The following is a 26,819-nucleotide window of genomic DNA, read 5'->3' as shown; positions in this document are numbered from 1 at the left end:
CGGATAGCGTCGGCAGGGTGAATATCAGAATTGAGCGGTCAACTGGAAACCGAGCGTCACGCGCGCAGTGGGAAAATCTGACGGCTTGTAGATCGGCGTCCCGGCGAACAGGTCATAGGCGAGCGCGCCAGCCTTTGCTGATGCACTACCGCGCACACCGATCACCGCACCTGCCAGCTGTGTACCGGCGAGATATGCGGCGTTCGGGCCGAACACGTGCCCGTAGTCGATGCCTGCGTAAAGTGACTGTCCGGTCGATCCAACCGGTAGCTGCAACTCGTTGCGCCAGAAGAAACCGCGTTCGGCCGCGAGCATCGTTTCGCCGTCGAAGCCGCGCACCGTGTAGCGGCTGCCGATGGTCAGGTCATCGATATAGTTCAGCGTGTTGTTCGTGAACTGGCCGTGCACGCTCGTCACGTAGCGCAGCGGCTGGGTTGCGATCCTGAACGGCACCGACAGGTTCGCGTCGAGGATGGCCATGCGGAAGCGGTAAGTCGGGCCATTCTCGTAGAAGTCTGGTGTCGCCCCGAGTCCGCCCACGCCCTGACGGTACGCGAGACTGCCATCGAACTGCGACGCGCCGAAGTAGTGGCGATCGGTAAGCCCCGCCTCGATGAACGTGTTGTTGCGCCGCTGCTGCGGGATATCGGTGTCTTCAATGAAGCTTTCACCGAAGCGCTTTGTCAGGCGGAACTGCGCGCCAAGTACGTTGTTCTGGCTGCGCATCAATACCCGCTGAAGTTTGAAGTCAACGGTCTGCGAGTTGCCGCTCGACACGAATGTCTGGTTCGCGCCCGCAATCTGCTGGTAGTACGTGTTCGTGTAGGCCGATAGCGTGCCGGTCCAGTAGCCCCACGGAACCGAATAGAAGCCGTTCCAGCCGTGCGAACCGAGACCTTTGTCACCGAATTCGAGGTCCTGACTCACACCGACGTTGAAAATGTCGTTTAGCCCGAGCGGGTTGTCGATGCCAAGGCTCAGGTTGCCTTGCAGCTTGCCGGTGGCGCGGCTGCCAGAGTTGTCCACCGACGCGACCACCGTCCAGGGCTTCGCGCGCTTTACCGTCACGACCACATCGCTTTCGCCCGGTACGTCAGTGGGTTCGATTTTCATGTCCACGTCCTGGCTGCTGACGCGCTTCATCTGTTCGAGTCCCTGTTCGAGGTCGCGCAGGTTCAGCATATCGCCACCGCGCGCCGGGAAAGCCGTTTTCCACGTGCCGCGCGTGGCGGGGTCGGCGAAGCGGATTGCACGCACGACACCGGGCACCAGTGCAAACTTCAGCGTGCCGGTTGACAGGTCCTGCTCGGGCAGCAGCACGCGTGTCGTGATGTAGCCGCGACTCAGGATAGCCTGCTGCAATCCTTTCGTGAGCGTGTCGAGTCCTGCCTTGCCGACGCATTGCCCCCGGTAATGGTCGAGCCATTCGCGGGCGAACGCGAAGCGGTCGAGCGGCAACGCGGATGCACCCTGTTTGCGCACGGCATCAGGTAACGTGGCAGGTACGTCGAGCAAAAACCATTCGATGCGAAAGCATGGCGTTTCAGCAGGCAGTTCCGGCCAGACGCTGGCCTTCGGCGCGCTCGAGCGTACCGAAGGCGCGTTGACGGTCTTCTCACGCTGCTGCGCGTCGCGTTGCTGCTGGAGCTGCTGGTTCTGTTCGGCATTGGCGCGTGCCGCTGCGGCTGTATCTGCCGGAGTCGGCGCCTGCTGCGCGAGTGAAGTCGAACTACCTAGCGCAAAGAGCGCTGCCGCCAACGGAAGGACAGACAGCGCCGCCCTGCTGACCTGCAGAGATTGTTGTTTTGTCATGCCGGCCTTGTAACTAACCACACACCACCAAGAATCACTACCGCGCCGACCAGCTGAGTCGGCTTTAACATCTGCTCATGCAGCGCCGTGAACGCCAGTACGACCAGGATCGAGACAGCGACCATCAACGGATAGGCGACGCCCAGACTGGCCTTGCGAAGCGCAAGCGCATAGAGAACAAATCCGACTCCGTAAGAACCTATTGCGGCCACGCGGAGCAGAAGCGGCACCCATTCACCTACTGACGGTGTCGCCGCCCGAAGTGCGGCGAGCCGCAGCAGAACACTTGCCAGTCCGCTCAACATACCGCTGGCAATCAACGCGATCAACGACATGACTAGCCTGCCACGTTGGAACGCACGCGCGTCTCAACGTGCGTCTGATCGCTTTCTGCGTTCGAGAAGATCTGCCCGAAACGGCTCGCGCCATTCAATGCGAGGAGCACGATCGCGGGGAAAGCAAGGGAAAGGTTGCGGATCTCGTCGGTATAGCCGAAGAGCACGAACAGAACGAGGAGCGGCAGGAACGCGGCAAGGAAGTATCGTCTGTCGCTCATACTGGTCTCCTGCCACGCACGGCGAAAGAACACAATCGTGGGCACAAGGATCAGCGGATTCTGAAGGCTCGGGGTCAGGATGCCCTTGGCAACCAGGTTATAGAAACGAACGTATGAAGCCGGGTTAAGCCAGAACAGCAGGTTTTCCTTCGCGTGAAACTCGATGAAACCGCCGCTGTTCGCTTCGTAGCCGTTCATGAGGAAATCCCGGCTGACGAAACAGCATACCAACTGGAGCGCCAGCCAGCTGAACCGGCTGCGCATCGGGACGTCCCGCTGGTGCAGGAAGAACAACGCAAGTGGCACAAGAAAGAACGTTTCCTTGTTGAACGAGAAAAACGCAATCGCCAGCGTGCAGGGGATCATCCAGCGCTTTAGCATGAAATAGCATGCGCTGAACACGCCCAGTATTTCGATGAAGTCGTAGTAGTACGCGCCCGCCTGGAACGTAAGTGGGTAGATGAAGCTGAAGCCAGCCAGAAACCCGAGTGCCTGCCCGAACGACAGGCCACGCATCCGCGCCAGCTTGTAGATCAGTAATAGCGCAAGCGCCATCGACAGCACCACGAAGAAATAGACGATGTGGTACGTGATGGCGACCATCGGCGTCCAGTACGTGTCCGGGACGCCGCTGAAGTAGCTATGGTGCAGCGAATCATAGCGACTGATGGACTTGAACAGTTTCTGCCGGAGCGCAGGGTTCAATTGCCCGGCCATGTACTTCGCCGCTTTGGCAAACGTGGAGCGGTAGACGTACGGCCGCGGAGCCGTCCCCTCGACCATGCTGACCAGCGTGAGGCTTTGCGCATAGCCGTCCAGCTTGTGATCGTCGCGAAATCCGAACTTCAGCAATACGCTGTTCGTGATGTTTCCTGCGCACACGAGCAGCAGGACGAATACGATCGAGAACCGGCAGAACGCCAGCATCCTGTTTCTGTTTTTCAAATTCATTTTGCAGGGACCTGTCAAAGCTGCACAAAGTGGGCCGTCATCATGGTGGCGACCATGATCAGAATGTTAAAGAGGCTGCCGTGATCTTTGATCAGATGGACTAACGGGTCGTCATCCATTACGCCCCGCACGGTCTTGATCCACAGGCGCGCGAACAGGGCGATCAGGCCGATTGCGACAAACCACAGCAGTCCGGGTACCGCATACCGGTCGATCGTCTCCGGCGCGTTGATAAAAAGGCCGAAGACAATCACTGCCGAGAAGGACGAGCCGATACCCAGCGGCCACAGCACTTCAAGATCCGCAACACGATAGTCGCGCCCCACCGTGACGGCGTCGGCGCTCATGCGCAGGGACACCAGTTCGGTGCAGCGCTTGACGAGCGCGAGACTCAGGAATGTGAAGACGGAAAACGCGAGTAGCCAGTGACTCGTGCTGATGTTTACCGCCACCGATCCCGCGAAGATTCGCAGCGTATACAGCAGTGAGAGCGCGATGACGTCGATCATCACGCGCGTTTTTAGAAACAGGCTGTAGGCGGTGGTCAAGATCAGGTAGAACAAGAGCATCACCGCAAACGCTGCCGATGTTGATAACGCTAGCGCGAGCGACGTGACGAGTAGCGCAACCGCACACAGGATGCCGCTCGATATCGATAATGCCCCGCTCGCGAAGGGCCGCTGCCGCTTGCGGGGATGCCGTCGGTCGCTATCCAGATCCCAGAGATCGTTCGCGATGTAGGTCGCTGATGCGCCCAGCGACATCGAGACAAATGCTAGCGCGAGCGTCACCAGCTTGCCTGTATCAAAGAAGGAAAATGCCGTCAGCAAGGGTACAAAAAGCAACAGGTTCTTGAGCCACTGGTGAACGCGCAGCGCCTTCAGCCAGAGCGAAAGGTCGGCTTTGCTGTTTGGGAACTCCCGCTCAACAGGGACATTCGTGCGAACCAGATTGGCAAGACGTGGCGAAACGCCAGCCAGAACGGCCGCCTGGGAACCGAGCCATACCGGCAGGTCAGCACGACTGTCGCCGGCGTAGACGAACCGCTCGCCGACGCATAGGCGCGCTTTCTCAAGCTTCGTCCGTCCTCTCAGGTTGGTGTCGCCCTCCGTGGCCAGCACCGCGTCGAAGAGTTCCAGATGCGCGGACACGCGTTCCGCAATCGAACTGTGCGCGGCAGTGGCGAGAACGATCTTACGGCCACGCTTTTTTTCGGCAATCAGATAGTCGACTAACGCTTTGCGATACGGCAGGTGCTCGGCTGCAATAGTGGAGCGGGCGGCAATCTCTCGCTTGAATGCCAAACGTCCTTTCAACAGCCATATTGGCAAACGGATGAGATTCAATGGATTCTGCTTCACGACCTTGATGACGGACTCAGCCAGCGTGTCGGTCAGTGTCAGCGTTCCGTCCAGGTCTACAATCAGCGGAAAATCGGTATTCTTTTGCACAAACAACCCGTCCTATTCTGCGGTGCAGTTGAGCGCATGCCGGACGCGCGTACACCCTGGTCTTGCGTTCCTGTGCACCGCGCGCTACAGGTGCACCTGCTGGTTCTGTTCTGCGTTGGCGCGTGCCGCTGCCGTGGTATCCGCTGGCGTCGGTACCTGCTGTGCCTGAGTCGCGAGACAGACAAAGGCTGTGAGCGGAAGAAGCGCCAGCCTCTTTCTGATTTTCATAGCTATTTCGAATCTTATTCTTTGAGCGCGCCACGAATGCGCGCCCAATATCTCAGGCCTCACCGTCCCGCTTGAACCACGGACCGAATGTTTCGGGATCGTCACTCGACATTCCGGCCTTGCGAAGATGCTTCGGTAGTAACCGAATAAACCAAATCATTAGCCCAATGAAGAGAGGGAGACAAATTAACGCCATGGCCTTGTTTTCATCAAGCTGGAAGGCCATACGGCAAAATCCAGCAATAACAAAAGCCCAGCATCCAGCTCCCCCAATTGCAATTCCACCAACCACAGCGGCAATTTGGATAGTTGCGTAGAGTCTTCTCCAATGCATTTCTGGTCTCCGGCATGCCGGATGTCATTGATAACCGTCACGCCCTTTGTGCCTACGCCAAACAGTAGTATTCCCTGATTCGTACCATGTGGAAGCGCCTGGTTAACAAATGGAATCAGTTTATTGTTACAGATCTGCGGCACCGTCACATCAAACATCGAACTCGGACGGTTCAGACCATCAGCAATGCCCATCTTGAGCGGAACGGGCGCATTCAGCGCGGCAATTGAGAACACAAAATTAGCGCCATCATATGCGACATTTCCCCACGTCGGCGACACCAGCTTGAATCCATACCGCAATGGATTTGTACCCGGTGAACTGATCCCGTTATAGCGGTTATACAAACCATCCACTCCTTCGGCCATGTCACTCAAATCGAACGCGACCATCCAGCCTCCGCTTGTTGCGCACCCTACGCCCTTCGTCGCACAAATACCTGCACCCGTCTTGACCGTCAAACAAACCGCCCGTTACGATCTTGGCCGCATCCTTTGTCACGCCCAGCGGGTCACTCTGAAGCGCATCACCAATTTTCTGTGTCGGCGTGTAGACAAACAATCGCGCCCCCTGCTGACGATTCGCCCAATCAATCTCCGGCCCAAGCTGCGACGCCTCAAGCTGACTCACGTAATTCGCGTTGTACTGGTCGCTTCCCTGGGGATACTCGGCTCAGCATTTCACTACGTAGCACGCCGCCTGCGTCAGCTTTTTCTCTTCCGCCGCGTCGCCGTTGGCCTTATCCGCAATCGCCTTCTTCTCATCCGGATGCAACTGCCGATTAAAAAGGTCCACGTTGTACCCCGAGACTGCACCTGCATTTCCGCCCACCGCTGCGCCTGCGCCCGTGGCAATCGCATTGGCCACGATGTTCCCGAGGGCTTCATTCATTGCCGCATTGCTGGTCGGATTCCAACCGGCAATCGCATCGCTCAGGTTGTTCAACTGTCCGGCTGCAATCGACGCAATCGCAGCGCCGGCAGCGCCACCGGTGGCATTGCCGCCTGCCAGGCCGGTCACAAGGGCCGCGCCCGCCGCCTGCATCATCGCGCGATCTGTGCCGCCTTCCTTCCACGCGTCCATGCCAGCCTGATCGGCTGCGGCGGCTGCCTTAACGATTCATTCGTCCTGTTTGTCGTCCTTCGTCTTGTAGCTATCGCGTGCTTTCTTGTAGCTGTTGTCAAAGGGTTTCAAACGCAATAAATTCGCTCTCTCTGCGTAGGTTCCGGTCGCGAGTACAATCATTCCGACCGTCACACCGACGAACATGGACATGCCAGAAAGAAGTCTGTACGACGCAACGCTAATCGTAATGCCAGCAGCCCATAACAGTATTCTGAACCACGACGAGAAATTTCCGTTTTCAATGATTTTCATTTTTTTGCCCCAACGGCACTGTTCAGTTTCGATGCGGCATCCGTAACACCGCCAGTCCCCTTTAACCAAGTTCCTAGCTCAGTTAAGCCAGGACCCGCCAAAGGATATTTGTTCGATATTCCGCCCAAGGTCAAATCAACTATCCCCCCAGTAACGTATGAGCCAGGGTCGGGGCGCGCTACTTGTGTAATCCCGTCTGCGAGCCAACCGGTCACCGTTGAACCAAACGCTGCGGCATTAAAGAGAGGAGCGTAAGGTGAGGGAATCGCACCCGCTGCCGCTGCTGCTGCCCCAACGCGCCCCGCGTTGGTCGAGATCATTCCAGCCGCATCTGCCGTCGTGTTACGCATGAACGCCACATCGCTCTGATCGAATTTGGTAAAAGGTCCAGTCACGTTCAACGCGCCGCCGCCCGATGAAAGATCATACGTGTACTGACTCGGCACGCCACCCGGCGACGCAGAGTTGTAGTTCGCAAGAATGTACGACTGCAATTGCGAATCTGCTTGCGCAGTCTTCTGCGTGAGAACCGTCTGTCCGTCACTCGTTGCGGGAGCCCCGATCCACTGAGCTCCCGAATCAGTGGGGACTTGTCCTATTAACGTGGTAGCTGTGCCCGTTTCGTAGGTACCATTTGCCGTCACCCCCATGATTCGCATCTGGTCTTCGATCTGTGCTTCAGTGTACTTGCCGCCGCTCTTATCCGCGAGTTGCTTCGCGAGGGTCTTTTCTTCAGGGTGCAGTTGCCGATTAAACCGGTCCACGTTGTACCCTGAGACTGCACCTGCGTTGCCGCCCACCGCCGCGCCTGCGCCCGTGGCAATCGCATTGGCCACGATGTTCCCGAGGGCTATGTTCATTGAGGCATTGCCAGTCGGATTCGAACCGGCAATTGCATCGCTCAGGTTGTTCAACTGTCCGGCCGCAATCGACGCAATCGCAGCGCCGGCAGCGCCACCGATGGCATTGCCACCTGCCAGGCCGGTCACAAGGGCCGCGCCCGCCGCCTGCATCATCGCGCGATCTGTGCCGCCTTCCTTCCACGCGTCCATGCTTGCCTGATCGCCTGCGGCGGCTGCCTCGTCATACTTCGTTTTCGCATAGTCGCCAATCCGCCGGGAAACGGCTTCGCCCGCTGCGCTCGCCGCCGCCATCATGTCGGACTGTCGGTCAAGCAGAGCATTGACGTCCGGCAGCTTTGCTACCGTGCCGTTCGTGTTCGATGTGTCCCGGTTCAAACCTGCAATGTCCTGGGTCTGCTTCGCCGCATCGGTCGTGATGATCGTTCCCGCGCTGATCGCGCTTTTCGTCGTCGCGCTGTCGCTGCCGCTGTCGTTCTGGCTTAGCATCGGCGCGACGCCGCCCCCGTTGATGCCTGACGTGCTGCCGTGCGTGCTGTAGTTCGCGCCACCATCGCCCGCCGTGATGCCCCCGCCGATTCCGCTGGAATGTGCGTCATAACTGGATGAATTCTGAACGTCAGAGAACGTCAGCGTACCCGTCGAAAGCGTGTTTTTCGACGGATCGGCCTCGCTGGCGATCAGGCCGCCCTTGAGGTCGGTGTTACCCACGACACTGATGTTGAATCCGCCGTCACCGGCCGAGATTCCAGCCTGTTCATTGACACCCGCATAGCTGCCGCTCGCGTTCGCGTCGGTGTGACTGAAGCTCGCACTCCCGCCGCCCTGGCTGATGCTGAATCCGCCGCCAGTACTTTCCTGATGCGCGGCGCTCGTCATCGTGTCCTGTACGCTTGCGATATTGAGATTACCGCCAACGCTGGCATTCACCTGCTGGCCGCTCACGTTGGACCCGATGATGTTCGTATCGCCGCCCGAAATGATTGTCGCCGTATTAGCGGCCGTCACATGCGTGTTGTTCTGCGTGGCCGCATCGGTATTGCCGTCGCCGTGCGCCTTCGACATGGCGGCATCGACGCCGAAACCGCTGCTGCCATAGGATATGCCGACGCTGCCGCTGCTCGACTGGTTCGTGCTGCGCGTCGAATCGGTGTCGGTCGTATTGACGAGATTCACCTGATTCTGCGCCGCGAGAATCACGTCGCTGGCATTCACGTTCGAACCGGCGATGGTCACGTTGCCGCTGCCGGGCGTGGCGTTACCCGTTGCGACAAACGCCGCTGTTCCGCCAGCCGTCACGTTCGACCCTACGGTTGTGGTGGAGTCCTCCGCGTAGGTGCTTGTCGAGCTACTGGAGCCGAAACTGAGTTCGACCTTCATCTGAGGCGTGGTGCCCGTCGCAAGATCGCTGGCCAGGCCGCCGGCGGCCATATTCGCGTCCCGCGCCGCGCTCGCTGCCGCCATGCCGTGCAATGCCGCCGCCCGATCATCCTTGCTGTTGCTGGCGGCATGTGTCTGGTCAACCGCATTCGATATGGCATCGATTACCGGCGCTTTCACGGCAAGAGTGAACCCGCTCTGTTTGACCGCATGCGACTCGTCATAGTGCGTGGTGTCGGTGGCGGCGTCGATGATCACGTTCGCGCCCGTACCGGTGACGTTCTTCGCAGCAATGAGATCACTGCCTGTCACATGCAGATCATTGCCCGCGGCGATGCTCAGATTGCCCGCGAGCGAGCCAACTGTGCTGCCCGTGTTCGTCACCTGCGACGTGTTGGTGGTATCGGTCTGCGTCTTGCTGCCGACCGAGATACCGACGCCGCCGCTCGTACCGAATCCCGACTCATGTTTCTGGTAGTACGTGGACGTAGTCTGCGTATCCTGCGAGGTCGTAATGTTGACGTTGCCAGCCGCTCCGAGATTCACGTCGTTCGTGCCTGCCACCGTCGAGCCTTTCACGGTCAGGTCCTTGCCCGCGCTGATGTTGACGGTATCGCCTGCCACTATACTTGCCACGCCGATATTTGCCTGCGTGTTCTGTGTCGTGTCCGTGGTCGAGCCGTGAAATGCGCTACCGCGCTTCGATTCGGTCGCCACGTAGCTGTCATGTTCCTCGCGGGCTTCGTTCAGCGTGACGTCGCCGCTTGCCGCAATCGTCGCTGCCCCCGTACCCGCCGCGAGTGTCGATCCGGTCAGCGTCACATTGCCCTTGCTGGTGTCCGTGCTGACCGCGCCAAGCGTCGCATTGCCGCCTGCAGTAAACGTCGTGCCGACCGCCTGCTGATCGTACGTATGGTCAACCTCCTTGCGGGAGGGACCGTCCGTTGCAACGTTGTTGAAAGTGGCAGTGTTCGTGACCGTGGTAGCCGTCAGGTTGCCGCCTGCGACCACCGCCATGTCGGCGCCCGCCGCAACGGTCGCGCCCCTGAGCGTCGTGTCGTTGCCGCTCTGCATCGCAAGACTGCCGCCTGCCGTGATCGCCCCCGTCTCGTTGACCGTGCTGCTCGCATCCCAATGATGCTGCGGGTTCTGCATCCCGGACTGCGACGTTGTGGACTGCACCGCGTCAACCGTGATGTCATGTCCCGCCGTGATCTGCGCGTCACCGCCTGCGGTGATATTCGCGCCGTGCATGGTCAGGTCATTGCCCGCTGCAATCACCATGTCGCCGGTCGAGGCAATCGTGCCTTGTGCGCCAAGCAGCGTGGTGTTCATCCTGCTGTCGCTGGTCGCGTTGCTGGCGCCCACCGTGTCGACCAGCGTCGTATTGATGATGTTGTTGCCCGCCAGCACCGCAACGCGGTTGCCGCTAATCATCCCGGACGCATTGACCACATCGTTCGTCGCGGCCACGACCGTGGTGCCGTTCGTCCCGCTGCTGCCGATGGTGCCGCCACGGTTCAGGATATCGGTGGCGCTGACGACCGTCTGCGTACCGCCTTTGATCACGCCGCTGTTCGTGGCGCTGCCGGTCGCATGAATCTCGACGTCTTCGGCGGAAATCAGCGCGCCGGTCGGTTGCAGGTCGTTCGCATGGGTCTGCGCGAGGTAGACAACGGGCGCGAGTACCTGCTGCGTGCTGCCATTGGGCAGCGTGACGGTCTGGTTGACCAGCCACACGATATCGCTCGTCAGCGCGTCCATCTGCGCAGCCGTCAGCGCAATGCCCGGTTCGAGCCCGAACTGCTGCGCCACGTTCACGCCGTTCGTCATCAGCGCCTGATATTCGTCCAGGTTGTTCGTGTAGCCCTGAAGGTAGACGCGGCCCGTCAGTTGGGTGATCTGCTCGCGTACAAGCTGCTCTTCGTACATGCCGTCGCCCAGGCGCTTCTCCACGGTCTGCGGGTTCAGGCCGAGCTGCTGCAGCATGTAGTCGCTGGAAATGAAGCTGGTGTAGCTGGTCAGGCGAGGGTCGGTCACCACCAGATACGATGCGCCGGGCGCGGTCTGATACGTGTAAAGACCACTCTTTGGCAACGTGACGTTCAGCGCGCCGGTGCTGCTCGCGACCGTCTGTGGGGCCTTGGCCTGCTGGCCCGTCAGCGCCTGATTCGCGCCGAGCGTGCCGCCTGTCGCGCCCGTGGCCGAATTCGCCGCTGCAACATTCGTATTGTTGATGTCGGTGCCGCTGATCTGGACCGCGTTATTCGCGATGATCGTGCCGCCCGTGCCACCGATCGCCACAGGCGTCAGGACGATTGACGGTTCCGTCACCGTCTGCCGGTCCTGGCTGGTGTCCACGTTCCACGCATAGGTGGAAACGATGTCCTGGCGCTGGTACTGGTACAGCGTCTGTCCGGTATTGTTCACCAGCGTGCCGCCGTAATTGCCGCTGCCGTTGGCAATCTCGCCGTCCTGCTGGCTGGCGCCGACCTGGATCGAGCCGCCCGCTGCGATCGCACTATAGCTGTTGTTGAGCGTGCCGACGTTCGCCAGCGTCAGGTTGCCGCCCGCCAGCAGTTGCGCCTGCTGGGCCTGCGGACCGGTTACCTGGTCCTGCTGCGTGGTGGTCGTCGTGTCTCTCGCGACCTCGACGACCTGATAACCATTATGTCCACCGCTGAACGTCGGGTATTCGGTCGACGGCAGGTAGTTGATGTTCGGGTCGTAGTCGTCCCAGTAGTTGACGGTGACTGAACCGTCAGCGTTCTTCGTCAGTGTGTTGTACCAGATCGTCTGTTGCTGGCCGTTGACGTTGACGACCAGCACGTTGTCGGTCGCATTCGGCCCCGAGGTCTGCGACACGATCTGCGAGGCGCTGAACGTTGCGTCGAGCGGATTCTTGTAGTCATCGCTCCAGGTGGGATTGGAGCAGGCCGGAATCGAACCACCGGTCGGACAGATGATGTACTTGTCGCGCTTGGTCTGGTGTTTAGTCTCGACATCGGTTGTCACCGTCTTAACCGTGGGCGCGGGCCGCGAGTTCGTCAGCGTCTGCGTCGCGACTTCGATGTTGCCTTGCGCCTCGATGGTGGACTGGTCGTTGGTGACTGAATCACTACGGTTCGCGAGCAGACCGTTACCGTCGCGCGTCGCGTTGGCGGCGATGTTGATATCGTCCAGGCTGAACAGGTTCGCGCCGCGCGTGTTCGAGATATCGCCGGGCGAGTACAGGTTCAGTTGCGAAGCGGCGGCCATGATGGCGGCGGGGCCGGTGTTCACAATGGACTGGCTGGCGTTCGCCGTGACGGTATTGCCAATGATGGTGGCGGTGTTGGCCAGAGTGGCGCTATTCGTCGTAACGGTGTCGCCTTCGATGCGGCCTTCATTGGTGATCGCGTTCGCCGCGTTGACGGTGGTGCTGGCCGAATTGAGGTCCGCGCCCGCCTGGTTGTCCACGTTCGCCGCATTGACCGTCAGCGCGTTGACCGCGGCGAGCGTCCCCTGGTTCGTGAAGCTGCCTGGTGTGGTGAAGCTCAGATCGTGATTCGCCTGGATCAGGTTGGCGGTGTCGAACGTGTAGTCGCCATTGATGGTTACTGCGCCGTCGCGGCCCGCCACGATGCGGCCGTCACCGGTCAGCTGATTCGTCGCGACGCTCAGGTCTTGGTCGCTACCGATTGCGCCGCCCTTGTTGGCCAGCGTGCCAGCCGTGATGGCAACGCTGCCACCGCTACCGTTGTCATTGCCGATCCGTCCCGACGTGTTGTCGAGCGTCGCCACGTTCAGACCGAGCGCACCGTTGGCGTGGATCGAACCATTCTGGTTCACGACCGTCGCGCCTGCCTGGTCGAGCGTGAGGTTATTCGCACCCGAGAGTGTGCCGCCCGTGTTACTCACCGACTGCGTCGCGTCAAGCGTCAGGTCGTGACCTGACACAATTTGTGCGCCGTCCGTGTTCGACAGCGTCTGCGCGTTCACAGTCACGTCACCGTTGCCGCCAATCGTACCAGCGCCGCTCAAGCCGCCCGTGTTGGCGTTCGTGATGGTTGCCGCGCTAATGGTCGTCGCGCCTGTGCCGACATTTGCGATACGGCCATTCGTGTTGTCCACCGATGCGCCCGACACCTGCAATGTCGTACCCGCGCCGTCCGATTCGATCTGGCCGCCGGTATTGACGAGCGCGCCGGATGCCGCGGCCGATACACTGCCGTTGCCCTGGATCAGACCCGCTGAATTGTCGAGCGTGCTGCCGGACTGGACAGTTGTCGCGCCGGACGCGGTGAGCGTGCCGCCCGCATTGTTGACGCTGCCTCCCGCGACGGACACGTCACCGTTGCCGCCGATCAGTCCGTTGCCGGTGTTCGTGAGTGCACCGCTCGCGCTCACCGTCGTAGCCCCGGTGCCGCCGTTCGCAATCGTGCCGCCATCGTTCACAACGCTCTGCGCTGACACGTCAAGCACGTCGTCGGCCTGCACCGTGCCGCCCTCGTTGTTCAGTGTGCCCGTGCCGCTTATCGATACGTCGCGTGCGCCGACATAGCCGCCTGCGCGGTTATCGAGCGAGGCCACCTGAAACGTCACGGACGATTGCCCCGCCAGCGTCCCGCCCCGGTTCGATACCACACCCCCGTGGACGTCCAGTGAGCCATTCGTGGCGATGGTGCCCGTGTTGTTCGACAGCGAACCGGTGGCAACGTACAGGGTGCCGGTCCCGGAATCCGTGATCCTGCCGCCGTCGTTGATGAGCGCAGCGGGCGTGAGCGTGAGGCTGGAACTGTTTGTCGCCAGCGATCCGTTCGTGTTGTCGAACGTACCGGACACATTGACGGTTGTCGGCCCGGTGCCGGTCTGCGTGAGGGTGCCGCCGTGGTTGGTGAGGTTCGCTGCCGCCAGCGATAGCTGCGTCGCGTTGAGCGTCGCCGCACTGGTGTCAAGCGTCTGCGCGGCGGAAATAGTGAGCGCGCCGTTAGCAGCGCTCTGGCTGCCCGTAAGCGTTACGTTGTTGCCCTTAAGCGTGGCATTGCCACCCGCGATGTTCTGGCCGGTCGCGGAAAGGGTATCTGCCGCGCTCAGGTTGAGATCGCCGCTCTGGCCAACGCTGCCATCCGCATTGATGCCCGCACCGAGGGTGCCGGTTGACGTGACGTTCCCCGCACTGATGGTCAGGTTCTGCTGCGCGTAGGTTGAGCCGCTGTTGTCCACATCGCCCGCCGCTGACACCGCAAGATTGCCGCTCGCGGTTGTCTTGCCGGTGAGAACCAGCCTGCCCTGCGTCGTGAGCGTCAGGTCGCCCGCCTGGGCGGCGATGACGCCCGCATTCGATACGCCGACACCGTTCTCGGTGCCCACCAGCAGGATACGGTTGGCGTACATGCCGCCAAGCTGGCTCACGTCGATAGACACGCCCGGCGCGGGACCATCGCCCGCAATAGGGGTGGCCGCAAGCGTATCGTGACTGACCTGATTCGCGCCGGCGATAACATTCAGGCCGTTGGCACGGATGGCCGCGTTAGCCTCCACCGCGCGGGAGATCAGGTCGACCTGATCAATATTGGTCGCGTCCAGGCCCGCGCCCTGGACGGTAATCATGCCGCCAGTTACGTTAAAACCGCTCAGGTTGCCGCCCGCGTCGAGCATCGGCGTACCGGTGGTGAGAATGCCGCGCGTGGTATTGATGAAGCCGCCGCCATCGACCACGATCCCGGAACCGTTTGCCACGACGACTTCGGCCCTGTTGCCCGCCACTTCGAGATAGCCGCGCAACTGGCTGGGCGAATTGCTGTTGACCTGGTTGAGAATGATCCGCGCGGACTGGCCTGGCGAAAGATTCGGGTTACCACTCACCTGTCCCGCGAGTTGCGTGTTCGTGATAACGGGCGAGTTGTTCAGGATCGCGCCGTTTTTCTGCACATCGAACTGCGAATACGTATTAACCGAAACACCCGCATTCGACGCCTTGTTGATATCGACCTGCGGCAGGCCATTGCGCGTCTGGATGACATTCGGCGCGTGCGCGCCCGAGGGCACGATCTGCGCATCAGCGAGAACAGGGGCGAGACCGCACAGCACCAGCGCGGTGAAAGCTGCGTGACGCATGGCGAACAGTGTGATCGGGCGCCGTGAGGCCGATGAATGGGTCTCGCCCTGACTTGCGTTGCCGTGGGCAATGGCGGTTTCCGCAACAGCGACGAGCATACTCCGGCACCGGCTGAAAACCAGCCTGAACATGTTCTTATTCATTCTGCGAAGCGTATTTTTTTTAACCTGCCGAAAAATACCTCATTCCACCGCTCGGGTAAGTTAAAAATTGTCAATGCAGTGCGAAGCAACAACAGAAATCAAAAACAGGAATTGTCTGATGGACGCAAGGCGCCAATATGTGCGGACCCAATATGCAAACGAATAAACGTCTGCTTCTCGCTGCGCAATTGAAAAAGGCGGCAATCAAGCCGCCTTCATTGGAATGCTGACAGAACCGGTTAGTGTTTCGTCGTGGTAAAGCCAGGAGTTACAAGTCTGCCACTTTTTTTAACGTTTATTGTCAATGCTTGTCAAAACGGATCTATCTTAAATTAAAGCTGTTGACCGAGACTCCTTCAGATGGTTAATTCGTCGGGTGTTTTCAGGAGAATCAGAAGCGGTCAAATGGAACAACAGAAACAGGATGAAACCGGGGTGTGGGTTGCATCACCGTTCTCGCCCGCCTCGATAGAGTGCTAATCACTAACGGGCGCAACCCCGCTTGACACGAATGCGCGCAATGGTCTCGACCAACGAATCAGGCTGGATAATGTCGTGACGGTTCGGCGTGCTCATGACAGCTTCCACGAAGTGAAACAGGGCGGCGCCCGGCCGCCGCGCTTCAATATGATCCGCCCCGCCAAGCGCCACTACTTCCACGCATACCTCATCCCCACCCAAAACCCCCTCGGCGCCCCCGGCCCGACGAACTGCTCGTTGACCGCCGTGCCGCCGTTGAACGTATTGCCGGGCCCGGTAAAGAAGTTCTCCCCGAGCGCGCCGAAGCTCGCGTAGCGCTTGTCGAGCAGGTTCGACACCGATGCGAACACCTGCAACTGTTTCGTCAGCTGGTACGTGGTGTCCATATCGATCAGCAGATAGCCGGAGATCTTGCCGTTCACGTCCTGGTTGTTCTCGTCGCCCTGCGCGTAGATGCTGCCGCGCCACGTCAGGTTCGTGCCGATTCGCCATTTCGCGGTGGCCGCGTAATCGAGCCGCAGCTTGACGGTCGTCGCCGGAATGCCGGGAATGTGATCGCCGGGCCGCACGGTGATGTTGCCGTTCGCGTCGGCGCTCGAGTTGCTGGGGCTGCTCTCGAGCCACGTCGACTGATAAGTCGCGTCGACATAGCTATAGCTGCCGGTCACGGTGAATGGACCATACCGGGTCTGCGCAGCCAGTTCGACGCCTTGCCGGCGCGTGCGCCGGACGTTCTGGAAAAAGCCCCGCGAACTGCCCGCGCCGTTGCTGCTGATGAACTCGATGTCGTTGTCGAGCGTCGTGCTGTAGGCAGCCGCGCTCCATGTCGTGTTGCCGCCGATCCTGCCGCGCGCGCCGACTTCATAAGTCTTCGAAATGACCGGCTGCAACGACGGATCGGAGATGAAGTTGTTCGGCAGCGAACACGGTGCGTTCGGATCGGCGCAGGCCAGTTCGATCGCGGTCGGCGAGCGCATGCCCTCGTTGTAGGTCGCGTACGCGGTGAGCGCCGGCGTCGGATTCCAGTTGATGCCGACCGCCGGATTGAAGCGCGAGAACGTATGGTGGCCGTCGAGCTGCGGCTGCGTGCCGGTTTCGTCGCCGATCGTCGCATCGGCCCAGTTGTAGCGGCCCGACAGCGTCAGCGACCACTGCGGTGTCAGCGACAGCGTGTCCGTCAGGTAGATGCCGTAGTTCGTGTTGTGCGTGTTCGCGTCGGTTTGCTGCGCGAAATTGCCGATGCCGACCGTCGCGCGCGAATCGGTGAACGCCGCGTCCTGCGACGACTGCGTGAAGCGCGAATCGGCGGCATCGACGGCCATGCCCGCGATGAACTGGTTCTGCATGCCGCCGAGCTTGCCGAGCAGCGTCAGTTGCAGACTCGCGCCGTAGCTGTCGGTCGTCACGGTGGACTGCAGGTTGGTCGCCTGCAACGTGTCGACGCTGCCGTCTGCGTTGATCTTGCCGTAGTCGTTGTTGACGTTGCTGCTGGTGTTGGCATTGCGAAAGTGCCGGTAGTACGCGTTACCGCTCAGCTCGACGTTGTCGTTGAAGTCATGATCGCCCGACAGCGTCAGGTAGCCGGCGCTGTTCTGATTCTGGTCCGGATACGTGTACGGTTGCCTCGGGTTATTGAGGAACGAGCGCGGAATGGTTTGCGCGCCGTGCAGATCGTTGTCCGCGCCGCCGGCCGACAACGACAGTGTCGTGTCGGCATCGGTATAGCGCAGCTTGCCGAACACCTGGCGAATGCGGCTCTCGTTCTGCTCGGCCCAGCCGTTGTCGTTCGCGGCGTTGGCGGTGAAGTAGTAGTCGAGGTTCTGGCCGATCGTGCCGCCTTGTTCGATCTGTGCGGCCTTGCGTCCCCACGAGCCGCCCTGGATTTCGGCCTCGCCGACCGGGTTGTCCTTGCCGTTTTTCGTCGTGATCGACAGCGCGCCGCCGAGCGTGTTGAAGCCGAAAGCCGGGTTCGAGCCGGGAATCAGCTGCATCGTGTCGATCGCCTGTTGCGGCAGCAGATCCCAGTTCACGACGTCGCCGAACGGCTCGTTCACGCGCACGCCGTCGACGAAAACCGACAAGCCCTGCGGTGTGCCCAGCAGCGGCGACGCGGTAAAGCCGCGATAGAACAGGTTCATCTGATACGGGTTGCCCTGCGCATCGGAGAGGGTGACGCTCGGCAGATTCGCCGCGAGGAAATCGCTGAGCGTCTGGCGGTGCTGCCGTTCGATATCGGCCGCGTGGACCGTCTGCACGTTGGCCGGCACCTGCGTGAGCGGCGTGCCGATGCCGAGCAGCGGCGTGGTGCCTACGACGACGATCGGCGCGAGCGTCGTGGCGGGTGTCGTGTTGCTGTTGGCGTCGTTCCCTGCTGCGGCGGAAGACGCGGAGCCTGGCGCCGACGCCGCGACCGGCGGCTCGGTCTGCGCCCATACGCTCGTGGACAGACCCGCGAGCGCACCGCCGACGCAAAACGTAATGCCGACGCAAAACGTAATGCCGACGCGCCGCTGAAGCCGGCGTTTGCGGCGTGCTTGTGATCGCATGCTCATCGTTGTTGTCTCCCGCCGGCTTGATCGGTGCGCGTGTCGCTAATTGTTTGAGGTTGCTGCAAAGCTTCGCATACGCGTCTGTAAGCCGCGCGGGAGCTTTTCCCGATCTGCCAGGGAAGCGTTCCCAAAACCCGCGCAAAACCCGCTGCGCGTGCCGGCGCTGAGTAGAATGCAAGCGTCATGTCAAGCGAACCGATCCATTCCTCTTCCGCTGGCCGCCCGCCGCCGTCGCCGATCTGGCGCGATGTCGGCTGGGTCGTCGGCGTGACCGTGCTCGCGGCGGTACTCGGCGCCGCGTTCGATGTCAGCGAGAAAGCCTACCGGTTCACGCGCGGCATGGAGCGCTTCCAGCTCGACGAGTTGCCGGGCACGCTATTCGTGCTGTCGATCGCGCTGGCGTGGTTCGCGCGGCGCCGCTATCGCGATGCGCGCCGCGAAGTGCGCCAGCGCCGCATGCTGGAGGAACAGGCCGAACGGCTGCTCGCCGACAACCGGCGCCTCGCTAGTCAGGCGCTGCAGGCGCAGGAACAGGAGCGCCGCCATATGGCGCGCGAGCTGCACGACGAGCTGGGCCAATACCTGAACGCGATCTCGCTCGACGCGGCGCGCATCCGCGATCTATCGGGCGAGCGCGAGCCGGAGATTCATCGCATCGCGCTTGGGCTGATGCAGAGCGCGACGCATGTGTATCGCGAGATCGGCGGCATGATCCGCCGGCTGCGGCCGATCGGTCTCGACGAATTCGGCCTGCCGAGCGCACTCGAACATTGCGTCGACGGCTGGCGCGAGCGCTTGCCCGACGCGTCGTTCTCGGTGACGGTCGAAGGCGATTTCAGCGGCCTCAGCGATGCGCTGACGATCACGCTGTATCGGCTGGTGCAGGAAGGACTGACGAACGTGTCGAAGTTCGCGCGCCGCGCGCGCGTCGAACTGTTCATGGTGCGCGCACCACGCGAACACAACGGCACGCAGATCGACGAGATCGTCGTGACGATGGCCGACGACGGCCCCGGCACCGATCTGACGAAGCCGCGCAGCGGGCTCGGGCTGATCGGCATGCGTGAACGCGTCGAGGCGCTCGGCGGCGAGTTTCACGTCGCGAGCGAGCCGCAAGGCGGGTTTCTGTTCTGCGCGCGGGTGCCCGCTCACGCGGGACTGGCCGAGCCCGTGAACTGAAGTCCGAGGCGGCTTGCCATCTGTGCGAGCTGCACGCCGTTGTCGGCGCCGAACTTCTGCCGGATCACCGACTGGTGGTTGGCCACCGTCTTCTGACTCAGGCCCAGCTTTTCGGCGATGCTCGGCAGCGTATAGCCTTGCACCAGCAGCCGCAGCACCTCGAACTCGCGCGCCGACAACTGACGCCCCGGCGGCCCTTCGTTGAACGCGGTGCGAAGCGCGAGCGCCTGCGAGATGTCCGGGCTCAGATAGCCGGCGCGCCGCGCAATCGAGCGCACCGCTTCGACCAGCACGTCGGGCGCGCTCGCCTTGGTCACGTAGCCGAGCGCGCCGGCATCGAGCGCGCGCCGCACGAAGATCGATTCCTCATGCGCGCTGAAGATCAGCACGCGCGCGTCCGGCTCGCGCGCGAGCATCCGCCGCATCGCCTCGATGCCGCTTGCGCCCGGCAGCGATACGTCCATCACGACCGCGTCGGGCCGCAGCGCGCAAAAACGCTGGTAGGCCTGCGCGGCGTCGCCCGCTTCGCCGCATACCTCGACGTCGGCGTTCAGTTCGAGCAGACGCCGGTAGCCTTCGCGCACGACCGCATGGTCGTCGACGAGTAGAACGGAGATGGTGTCGGCACTCATGATGGGGTTCCGGGTGAGGCCCGGTCATCGCCGCAGGGGTCAGGCTCGCGGGCCGCCGCCGCGAACTTGCGCGAGTTCGCGTCATTGCGGAACAGGATCGTCTGTTCGCGGGCCGCTGCGCTCGCCTCGGTTTCCGATGCCGATGCCGCGCGCTGAACGATCTTGATCACGCTTTCGTGAAACGGCGATTTGTCGCAGACGGGGTCGGCGTTGGCCGCGTCGCCGGTGAGCAGGAAGGCCTGGCAGCGGCAGCCGCCGAGGTCGCGTTCCTTTTCGTCGCAGCTGCGGCACGGCTCCTTCATCCAGTGCAAGCCGCGAAAGCGGTTGAACGCGTCGCTGTCGTACCAGATGTCGCGCAACGGCATGTCCTTCACGTTCGGCAGCGTCAGGCCGGGCAGGCCGCGCGCCGCGTGGCACGGCAGCGCGGCGCCGTCGGGCGCGACGCCGAGAAACACCGCGCCCCAGCCGTTCATGCAGCGCTTCGGACGCCGCTCGAAGTAGTCGGGCACGACGAAGAAGATCTTGCAGCGCTCGCCATGCGTGCGGCGATAGCGCGCGACCACCGCCTCGGCTTCTTCGAGCTGCTCGCGCGTCGGCATCAGTTGCGCCTGGTTCGCGCGCGCCCAGCCGTAGTATTGCGTGTTCGCAAGCTCCAGATATTCGGCGCCGAGAGCCAGTGCCATGTCGATGATCTTGTCGACGTGCGGCAGGTTGTAGCGATGCAGCACGCAGTTCATCACCATCGGAAAGCCGTGCTGTTTGAGCGCGACGGCGACGCGTTGTTTCAGTTCGAACGTGCGCGTGCTGCTCAGGAAGTCGTTCAACTGCTGCGTCGAATCCTGGAACGATAGCTGGATGTGATCGAGCCCGGCGGCCTTCAGATCGCCGAGGCGCTGATCGGTGAGACCGACGCCCGACGTGATCAGGTTCGTGTAGAAGCCGAGTCTGTGCGCTTCTTCGACGAGCACTTCGACGTCGTCGCGCACCAGCGGCTCGCCGCCCGAAAAGCCGAGCTGCACCGCGCCGAGCGCGCGCGCCTCGCGCAGCACGTCGAGCCATTGCCGGGTGGTCAGTTCGCGGCTGTGGTCGGTGTAGTCGAGCGGGTTGTAGCAGAACGCGCAGTGCAGCGGACAGCGATAGGTCAGCTCCGCGAGCAGCCACAGCGGCGGCGGCACCGCGCTCGCCACGCTGGTCTGCGGCTGCGCGCCGGCTTGCGAGCCTGGTTGGGAACCTGGTTGGGAGAGATCGGTCATCGCGCTACTCCAGCCAGCCGCGCCCATGCGCGTCGGCGATGAAGGCCCGCACCTCGCTGCCGATGCCGGTCGTGTTGAACGCGCGTTCGAGTTCGGCGATCAGCGTATCGATGTCGCGTGTGCCGTCGCAGCGCTTGAGGATTTCCCCAGCGCTTTGATTGAGCTTCACCATGCCCTCGGGGTACAGCAGCACGTGCGCGTTCTGCGCGGGCTCCCATTGCAGGCGGAATGGCTTCGCAATCGCGAGCGGCGTGGCGGGGTCGGCGCGTGTCGAGTCGTTCATTGCGGAAACGCCTTCTCGATCGCGTCGAGCATGGTCCACAGAATGTCGAGCTTGAACTGCAGGATGTCGAGCGCCCGTTCCTGCTGATCGCGTCGCGTGAAATGGGCAAGCGTGACCTCGAGTCCGTGCTGCACATCGCGCTGCGCGAGTGAGATGCGCGAACGGAAATACGCGAGGCCCTCGGGTTCGATCCACGGATAGTGCTCGGGCCAGCTCGCGAGCCGGTCGCGATGCACCTGCGGCGCGAACATCTCGGTCAGCGACGAGCACACCGCTTCCTGCCACGGCGCGCGACGCGCGAAATTCACATACGCGTCGACGGCGAAGCGCACGCCCGGCGTCACGTGTTCGAGCGACCACAGTTCGTCGCGCGTCAAGCCGACCGCGTCCGCGAGACGTGCCCAGGTTTCGATGCCGCCTTCCGCGCCGTCGTAGCCGTCGTGATCGAGAATGCGCAGCACCCAGCGCCGGCGCGTCTCGCGGTCCGGGCAGTTCGACAGCACGGCCGCATCCTTCAGCGGAATGTTGATCTGATAGTAGAAGCGGTTCGCGACCCAGCCGCGAATCTGCTCGCGCGAGCAGCCGCCGCTATTCATCTTCACGTTGAACGGGTGGTGGATGTGATAGGCGGTACCCTTCGCGCGCAACTGCGCCTCGAATTCTTCACGGCTCCAGGCAGGCAGGTCGGTGCCTTGCGTTTGGGGTGTAGTCGCGTCGCGTGTCGGTATCGTGTGCTGAAGGTCTTTCGCGTTCATGCCGTCTCCGGTTTTGTCGTCGTTCACAGCCGCGCCTCGTTACCGCATCTGTCTCTGTACTCTTCACCGCGCACTTCAAAGCTCGAAGCTCATTCCGTCGTACGCGACCTCGATACCGTGCTCGCCTAGCATGCGCCGCTCGGGGCCGTCTTCGATCAGGATCGGATTCGTGTTGTTGATATGGATCAGCACCTTGCGCTTCGCGCCGAGCGAATCGAGTGTTTCGATCATGCCGCCCGCGCCGCTCTGCGGTAGATGGCCCATATCCGCCGCCGTCTTCTTCGACAGGCCGAGGCGGATCATTTCGTCGTCAGTCCATAGCGTGCCGTCGACGAGCAGCAGATCGGCCTCGCGCATCGCCGCCAGCACGTGCGGCTCGATCGCGCCGAGCCCCGGCGCGTAGAACACGCGCCGGCCCGATTGCAGGTTCGTCAGCGTGAGCCCGATGTTGTCGCCGCGCTGCGGCGCGTCGCGATGCGGCGAGTACGGCGGCGCCTTGCTCGATAGCGGCAACGCGTCGATGCGGATGCCGGGCAGCGCGTCGAGCGCGAGCGGCGCGCCGTCGAGCGCGATACGGCGATGCTCGACACCGCAGTAGTGCGACAGGATCGGCGCGACCGGAAAGCCGGAGCGCAGGTCTTGCCAGACCGCATCGGTCGCATACAGCGGCAGCGGCGTGTCGCGTTCGCGCAGCATCAAGAGGCCGGTCACATGGTCGATCTGCGCGTCGATCACGAGCACCGCGGCAATCCCGCTGTCGCGCGCGCGCCGAGCCGGCTGCAGCTCGGCAAGCGCGGCAATCTGCGCGAGCAGATCGGGCGACGCGTTGACGAGCAGCCAGTCCTCGCCGTTCGCGCTGAGCGCGATCGACGATTGCGTGCGGCGCGTCGCCTTCACCGTGCCGCGACGCACGCCGTCGCAATTGCCGCAATTGCAGTTCCACTGCGGAAAGCCGCCACCCGCCGACGAGCCGAGCACCTTGATCTTCATGCCGCGCGACGCAGGCTGCTGCGCCCCTCATCGACGGTGGGAATGAACATCGCTGCGAGCACGTGCGCGACGCGCGCGTGCAGCGCGGGGTCGCTCGCCAGATGACCCGCCTCGCTCACATACTCGACGCGCGTGGACGGAACCGCGCGCGACAGGCGCCGCGGATTGCCGCGCGGACACACCGGATCGCGCGAGCCATGCACGGCCGCGATCGGCACGCCGGCCGCGGCCGCGCGGCGCGCGAACGACAGCAAACGCGTTTCGCCGAGCCAGCAGCGATGCGCGAAGTAGTGCGCCTGAATCCGGTATTTGCCGATCAGCTTGCGGGCGTGGCGGTGCGAGTCGCGCGTGTTTCGCGGGTTCGCACGTTGTTGTGCGGCGCCACCCGGCGATGCGCTCGCGAGCACCGCGTTTTCATAGCCGCGCCAGGCTAGCGCGAGCGCGCGTTGCCGCGCTTCGTTCGCGCCATATTGCAAGTGGGTGGCGCAACGCGCGGCCAGCGTCGCGGGTTGCTCACAGCAGGCAGCGGCACGCAGTCTCGACCATGCGCGCGGCGCACGCTTGCGCGAAGTGATGAACAAACCGCGTACTTCGCGCGCGGACGTCAGAAACAGGCCGCGCAGCACGACGCCCGCCACCGACTGCGGACACTGGCCCGCATACGCGAGCGCGAGCGCCGCGCCCCACGATCCGCCGAGCACGCCCCAGCGCGCGAAGCCGAGCCGCGCGCGAATCGCTTCGAGATCGGCGATCAGATAGTCGGTGCGGTTGTGGCGCACGCTGCCGTGCGGCGTCGATGCACCGGTGCCGCGCTGGTCGATCAGCACGACGCGAAAGCGCTGCAGATCGAAGAGCCGCAGCACGCCGGGCTGACTACCGCTGCCCGGGCCGCCGTGCAGCACCGCGACCGGCACGCCGTCGCGCGCGCCGGCGAGTGCATACCACACGCGATGACCGTCGCGCGTGCGCAGTGTATGCGCTTCGAGCGCAGTGGCTGCTTGCATGCGGTGCAATGCGCTGCGTGTCGTCATGGCAGCATCCTCGCAAGCAGGTTGTCGCGATCGATCCACTGATGCTTGAACGCGCCCGCCACGTGCAGCACGATCAGCGCGATCAGCGCGAAGCCGATGGCGTGGTGAAGGCCGAAGAACAGCGCGCGCAGATGCGCGTCGTCCCAGCCCCACTTCGGCAGCAGGATGCCCCAGAAGCGCGTGCCGTAGGTGTTGAACGACGAGCCGAGATACCCGGCAAGCGGCATCGCCACCATGCCGACATATAAAAGACCCTGCGTAGTGCGCGCGGCGGCGCGTTGCCACGGTGGCATCGGCGGCAGCGGAGGCCGGTGAAGGACCAGCCGCGCGACGATGCGCAAAAGCACCAGCAGGAAAACCGTCAGTCCGAGCGACTTGTGCAGATTGATCAGCGTCGCCTTGACAGGCAAGCCCTTCGGCAATCCGACCATATAAAGCCCGAGCGCGAGCAGCCCGACGATGCCGAGCGCGATCAGCCAATGCAACGCGATCAGCAGCCCGGCATAGCGCGGGCCGCCCGCACTGGCGGCTGCGTCGGCGTCGATATCAGGCTTCGCGTTGGCAGAATCCGCTGTCGTCATGCCCCTGTCTCCATGCAACATCGTTGCGGGATGTCTGTTGATGGCCGAACATCGTTTCAGTCCTGGCTGACATAGCGCTGAGTCAGCCGACGATCAGTATTTCGCCGCGGCCGTCGACCGCGAGGTCGCCCGTGAAGCGGACCGGCAGACGGTCCGCGCGCCACAGCGAAAACGGCGCGATTTCGGCGGCGAGACTGCGTATGAGCAATGACCAGAATACGTCGAAACCGTGTCCGCCGCCGGTGAAAGTAGGGGGCGGCAGTGGCTCGGGCCGTTGCGCGAGCAGCAGGGTGCCACGCCTCATTGCATAGGCGTAATGCGCGCCCACTTTTCCCGCCACGCCGACGGTCCCCGCCACCAGTCGCGCCGCCGCGAAGTCGCTCGCGTTGCCGCCGACCAGCACGAGGCCGCGGCGCATCCGGTCGGCGAGCCGCGCGCCCGCGTTGCCGTGGATCGTCAGCGTGCCGCCGCTCATGCCTTCCATATCGCCCGTCAGCGCGCCGGCGGCGAAGTCGCCGCAGTCGCCGTGCACCGTGAGACGCCCGCCGCGCATTTCGCAGCCGGTGAAGTGCCCCGCGTCGCCTTCGATTTCGAGTAAGCCGCCGCTCAGGCTGAAGCCGCTGTAATCGCCCACGGAGCCGCGCGCGACGAGCCGTCCGCCGTCCATTCGCGCGCCGAGCCGGTCGAGCCAGCGCGCGGCGCCGTCGATCAGCAGCGTGGTCATCTCGTCACCGGACCCGGGCGCGTCATCGCGCGAAACCTCGAATACGTCGCCGACCACACAGCGCTCGTTGCCGCCCGGCAGCACGATGCGCTCGATTTCGGCCACGCTGATGCTGGCCAGCGCCGCGGGTGACAGCGCAGCGGCATCGACGCGAAAGCCGGGCGGTGTCTTCACGCGCAACGTGGTCGTGCTCATGCGCGGCTCCCGTCGAGGCCCGCCGCCAGTTCGTGCAAATGAAAGTGGTACGGCCCGAGCTTGCCGCCGTAGTTGCCCGCCGAAATGCGCAGTACGCCGGCCGCGCGGCCGAGCCCGGCGGCCGCGCCGATCCCGGCCGTCATCGCCGCGCCGACGTCGGCGTCGGTCAGACCGTCGATGACGATCTCCAGCACGCAGCCCACCTCCGCGCTCAACTCGCTGCGCCGCGCGAGGCCGATCAGGCTCGGGCAGAACGCGTCGTTGGTCGACGCGGTCGCGCCCGCGTACTTCGAGCCGATCTTCGAGCCCGACCGGACGATGCCGCCGGGAAACGGCATGATCACGTTCGGCAACCGGCGCATCGCCGCGACCGCGGCTTCGGCGGCGGCGAGCGCGGCGCCCAGGTCGCGCCCGAGCAGCAGCAGGTTGCCGCCGCCGACGGCCTTGACCGTCGCCGCCGTGTCTTCGCAGACGAACTCGCCGTCCATCACCGGCACACGCCAGTAACGCGTGGGTCCGTTCCCTGCGTCGATCATCTTCGCGATCTGCCAGCCGTCGCCGAAAAAGCGCAGTCCGCTGCCGAGCGGCGCCGGGTCGGACAGCGGCGCGCGGCTCGTGGCCGGATCGATGCCGCCGTAGACGGCCGTGCTTGGGCAGGTGAGCACGCATTGGCCGACGCGCCGCCCGATCTGCTTCGCGAGCTCCTTCGACGACACCGCGAACAACAGCACCGCGACGCCGGGCCGGCCGTCGGGCGTTGCATCGGGCGCGAGCGCACGCTCGATGCCCGCCTCGCAGCCGCAGCCGATCACCGAGGTCGCGAAGCCCGCCAGCGAGTTCGCCGCGTGCATCGCCCATGTCGGCGTGTGCGCGGTGATGACGAGCCGGGTCGCCTTCATCGGAAAGGCTTCGGCGAAGGTCGCGTCGATCGCGGTGCCGTTGATGTCGAGCGGGGCGGGAGCGTTCATCGTGGAC

Annotated in this window: 20 protein-coding genes; 2 read left to right on the top strand and 18 right to left on the bottom strand. The window is 63.0% G+C overall.

The features are described 5' to 3' along the window. Nucleotides 1-24: 24 nt before the first annotated feature. The 8 genes from F6X42_RS06095 to F6X42_RS06060 all read right to left on the bottom strand — a co-directional run bounded on the left by F6X42_RS06095 (nt 25) and on the right by F6X42_RS06060 (nt 15,192). Nucleotides 25-1,812, bottom strand: a complete 1,788-nt coding sequence (locus F6X42_RS06095) for a ShlB/FhaC/HecB family hemolysin secretion/activation protein (RefSeq protein ID WP_187633338.1) — start codon at nt 1,810-1,812, stop codon at nt 25-27. Further along, nucleotides 1,809-2,147, bottom strand: a complete 339-nt coding sequence (locus tag F6X42_RS06090; protein ID WP_187633337.1) for an EamA family transporter — start codon at nt 2,145-2,147, stop codon at nt 1,809-1,811. Before F6X42_RS06090 ends, F6X42_RS06095 begins: the two co-directional genes overlap by 4 nt. Before the next feature lie 2 nt (nt 2,148-2,149). Further along, nucleotides 2,150-3,319, bottom strand: a complete 1,170-nt coding sequence (locus F6X42_RS06085) for a hypothetical protein (protein WP_187633336.1) — start codon at nt 3,317-3,319, stop codon at nt 2,150-2,152. Nucleotides 3,320-3,333: 14 nt separating this feature from the next. Continuing rightward, nucleotides 3,334-4,770 (bottom strand): UbiA family prenyltransferase, encoded by a 1,437-nt coding sequence (locus F6X42_RS06080; protein ID WP_187633335.1) that lies wholly within the window; start codon nt 4,768-4,770, stop codon nt 3,334-3,336. A 414-nt stretch (nt 4,771-5,184) separates the two neighbouring features. Continuing rightward, nucleotides 5,185-5,724, bottom strand: a complete 540-nt coding sequence (locus F6X42_RS06075) for a hypothetical protein (protein WP_187633334.1) — start codon at nt 5,722-5,724, stop codon at nt 5,185-5,187. A 280-nt stretch (nt 5,725-6,004) separates the two neighbouring features. Beyond that, nucleotides 6,005-6,415: a hypothetical protein gene (locus F6X42_RS06070; RefSeq protein WP_187633333.1), complete on the bottom strand. Its 411-nt coding sequence runs from the start codon at nt 6,413-6,415 to the stop codon at nt 6,005-6,007. A 36-nt stretch (nt 6,416-6,451) separates the two neighbouring features. Continuing rightward, nucleotides 6,452-6,709, bottom strand: coding sequence for a hypothetical protein (locus tag F6X42_RS06065; protein WP_187633504.1), 258 nt, complete (start codon nt 6,707-6,709; stop codon nt 6,452-6,454). After that, entirely contained in the window at nt 6,706-15,192 is an 8,487-nt protein-coding gene (locus F6X42_RS06060; protein WP_187633332.1) for a hemagglutinin repeat-containing protein, read from the bottom strand. Before F6X42_RS06060 ends, F6X42_RS06065 begins: the two co-directional genes overlap by 4 nt. Between F6X42_RS06060 and F6X42_RS06055 the strand changes: the two genes are divergently transcribed. After that, the gene (locus tag F6X42_RS06055; RefSeq protein WP_187633503.1) at nt 15,085-15,384 is read left to right on the top strand and encodes a hypothetical protein; all 300 of its coding nucleotides are present in this window, start codon (nt 15,085-15,087) and stop codon (nt 15,382-15,384) included. The genes F6X42_RS06060 and F6X42_RS06055 overlap by 108 nt on opposite strands. A 458-nt stretch (nt 15,385-15,842) precedes the next feature. On the opposite strand, the gene F6X42_RS06050 is transcribed toward F6X42_RS06055, so the two are convergent. Beyond that, nucleotides 15,843-18,218 (bottom strand): TonB-dependent receptor, encoded by a 2,376-nt coding sequence (locus F6X42_RS06050; protein ID WP_376776329.1) that lies wholly within the window; start codon nt 18,216-18,218, stop codon nt 15,843-15,845. Between the two features lie 186 nt (nt 18,219-18,404). On the opposite strand from F6X42_RS06050, the gene F6X42_RS06045 reads away from it, so the two are divergent. After that, nucleotides 18,405-19,400: a histidine kinase gene (locus tag F6X42_RS06045; RefSeq protein ID WP_187633330.1), complete on the top strand. Its 996-nt coding sequence runs from the start codon at nt 18,405-18,407 to the stop codon at nt 19,398-19,400. Here the strand turns inward: F6X42_RS06045 and F6X42_RS06040 are convergent. The 9 genes from F6X42_RS06040 to fhcD form a co-directional block, all read right to left on the bottom strand. Then, a complete protein-coding gene (locus tag F6X42_RS06040) occupies nt 19,370-20,032 on the bottom strand; it encodes a response regulator (protein WP_187633329.1) in 663 nt (220 codons plus the stop codon). The genes F6X42_RS06045 and F6X42_RS06040 overlap by 31 nt on opposite strands. Further along, on the bottom strand, nt 20,029-21,285 hold the full coding sequence (gene pqqE / locus F6X42_RS06035) for a pyrroloquinoline quinone biosynthesis protein PqqE (protein WP_187633328.1): 1,257 nt from the start codon (nt 21,283-21,285) through the stop codon (nt 20,029-20,031). The genes F6X42_RS06040 and pqqE overlap by 4 nt, the downstream gene beginning before the upstream one ends. A 4-nt stretch (nt 21,286-21,289) precedes the next feature. Further along, nucleotides 21,290-21,568 carry a pyrroloquinoline quinone biosynthesis peptide chaperone PqqD gene (pqqD, locus tag F6X42_RS06030; protein ID WP_187633327.1) on the bottom strand — a complete coding sequence of 93 codons (279 nt, stop codon included), beginning with the start codon at nt 21,566-21,568 and terminating at the stop codon, nt 21,290-21,292. Next, nucleotides 21,565-22,323: a pyrroloquinoline-quinone synthase PqqC gene (gene pqqC / locus F6X42_RS06025; RefSeq protein WP_187633497.1), complete on the bottom strand. Its 759-nt coding sequence runs from the start codon at nt 22,321-22,323 to the stop codon at nt 21,565-21,567. Before pqqC ends, pqqD begins: the two co-directional genes overlap by 4 nt. A gap of 75 nt (nt 22,324-22,398) precedes the next feature. Next, nucleotides 22,399-23,313, bottom strand: a complete 915-nt coding sequence (gene pqqB, locus F6X42_RS06020) for a pyrroloquinoline quinone biosynthesis protein PqqB (RefSeq protein WP_187633326.1) — start codon at nt 23,311-23,313, stop codon at nt 22,399-22,401. Further along, nucleotides 23,310-24,344 carry an alpha/beta fold hydrolase gene (locus F6X42_RS06015; RefSeq protein ID WP_187633325.1) on the bottom strand — a complete coding sequence of 345 codons (1,035 nt, stop codon included), beginning with the start codon at nt 24,342-24,344 and terminating at the stop codon, nt 23,310-23,312. The genes pqqB and F6X42_RS06015 overlap by 4 nt, the downstream gene beginning before the upstream one ends. Further along, entirely contained in the window at nt 24,341-24,925 is a 585-nt protein-coding gene (locus F6X42_RS06010; protein ID WP_187633324.1) for a cytochrome b, read from the bottom strand. Before F6X42_RS06010 ends, F6X42_RS06015 begins: the two co-directional genes overlap by 4 nt. 82 nt (nt 24,926-25,007) lie before the next feature. Beyond that, complete coding sequence (locus tag F6X42_RS06005) at nt 25,008-25,844, bottom strand: formylmethanofuran dehydrogenase subunit C (RefSeq protein WP_187633323.1); 837 nt, start codon at nt 25,842-25,844, stop codon at nt 25,008-25,010. After that, nucleotides 25,841-26,812, bottom strand: a complete 972-nt coding sequence (gene fhcD, locus F6X42_RS06000) for a formylmethanofuran--tetrahydromethanopterin N-formyltransferase (RefSeq protein ID WP_187633322.1) — start codon at nt 26,810-26,812, stop codon at nt 25,841-25,843. Before fhcD ends, F6X42_RS06005 begins: the two co-directional genes overlap by 4 nt. Between the last annotated feature and the right edge of the window lie 7 nt (nt 26,813-26,819).

Source organism: Paraburkholderia podalyriae (genome assembly GCF_014397785.1).
GTDB lineage: Bacteria > Pseudomonadota > Gammaproteobacteria > Burkholderiales > Burkholderiaceae > Paraburkholderia > Paraburkholderia podalyriae.
Note: the sequence above shows the minus strand (reverse complement) of the source record. Positions and strands in the feature narration are given on the sequence as shown.